Annotated in this window: 2 protein-coding genes; both read right to left on the reverse strand. The window is 44.4% G+C overall.

Annotated features, from left to right (window positions below):
* Positions 1-818, reverse strand: an 818-nt coding sequence (gene rodA / locus WBA23_RS13800; protein ID WP_424582861.1) for a rod shape-determining protein RodA, incomplete at its 3' end; no start/stop codon positions are given.
* Positions 819-820: 2 nt separating this feature from the next.
* Positions 821-1620: penicillin-binding transpeptidase domain-containing protein (locus tag WBA23_RS13805; RefSeq protein WP_424582862.1), on the reverse strand; the 800-nt coding region annotated here is incomplete at its 5' end.

Raw genomic sequence — 1620 nt, forward strand, 5'->3', positions numbered from 1 at the left:
TCGCCATCGGGATTGATAAGCGCTTTAATACGGTTTTGTTGGTGAGGTTTTAGCACGTCGGTAACTAGAAAATCTACGCTAACCACCAAGCTAATTACTGCTACTGCGGTCGCCGAGATCGTAATAATACGCTTGGTCTTCCGCGAGTTGATACCGATAAGGAGAAACGCGGTAACGACTACAGCAATAATTAAATATACTTGATTGACAAATAGCGTAAGCACAAATAAAATTACAGCAGCTATACCAATTCCCAGCAATAAGGGCGAGAAGCCCTCCCGATAAAAAACCAGTACAAAGGCGGCGTATACCATTGCGGTTCCGGTATCACCCTGAAGGATGATTAAAATAGCCGGAAGTGCAATGATAGCAAATAATGTTAGCTGAGATTTAAGATTATAGAACACCCGGTTATTCGTGCTAAGGTATTTGGCTACCGCCAGAGCAGTAGCAAATTTAGCGAATTCCGAAGGCTGCATCCGAAATGAGCCAATAGTAAACCAAGATTTAGAACCCGCTACTTCTCGCCCAAAGAGCAGCACAAAGATTAAAATAAGAACAATGCCTCCGTAAAAGAAATAGGCAAACGAACTATAGAAACGGAAGTCTACCAGCATGACGATAGTGACTAGAATAGCTGCCGCACAAATCCAAATCAACTGTTTTCCTGATCGCAAAGACATATCAAAAATGCTTTGATCAGCCTGCACATCGTACACCACCGCAAATATATTGAGCCACCCTAATGATACTAATAGTAAGTACAATACGATTGTACCCCAGTCCAGACGGTTAGTTAATTGGTCGCTATCTCTCACAGCTAGTAAATAAAATCTCCGTTCAAAATATACTCCTCCATATGCGGTCGTTCGGTACAGCCTTTCAAGTACCGTTCAATCATTAGTCCTGAAATACCACCAGCCGCTCGGGCTCCTTGTCCTGCATTTTCTACGTAAACGGCTACAGCAATTTTCGGATCATCCTTCGGGGCAAACGCAATAAATACTGAATGATCTTCCTCTCCCCGATCTTCATTATCAACGGTTCCGGTTTTGCCACATACTTCAATATCGGGAAGGTTCGCTCGCATTCCCGTTCCCCGAGTAATTACGTCCGACATCGCTTCTACTGCTATTTCAAAGTGTTCAGAACTTACCTTGGTGTAGTTCTTTTCCTGGTACTGGGCCAGAGGTTGCCCATCTTCGCCAATAGATTTTATCATATGCGGGGTAATATAGTAACCACGATTAGCAATAATTGCTGCCAAGTTAGCCATTTGCAATGGCACAATCTGTAGCTCTCCCCGTCCGATAGCGTTAGAGTAAATAGTGGAAAATTTCCAGCGGTTGTCCCCGTATATTTTGTCGTATAGTGAAGGGCCTGGTACGTAGCCGGCCCGTTCGTGCGGTAAATCAATACCTAAGGGCTGACCTAACCCAAAGCTCATTACGTATTCACGCCATTTTTCCAGACCAATCTCAGTGTCAACAAATGTATTTTCAGAGACACCCTGATTTAGCAATCGTCGGTAAACATTCCAGAAGTACGGATTGCACGATACCTCGATCGCCCCCCGCAAGTCTTGGTTCGTATGAGGGCCGTGGCAGGCAATAATACCCC

The organism is Tunicatimonas sp. (assembly GCF_049647865.1).
Classification (GTDB): domain Bacteria; phylum Bacteroidota; class Bacteroidia; order Cytophagales; family Cyclobacteriaceae; genus Tunicatimonas.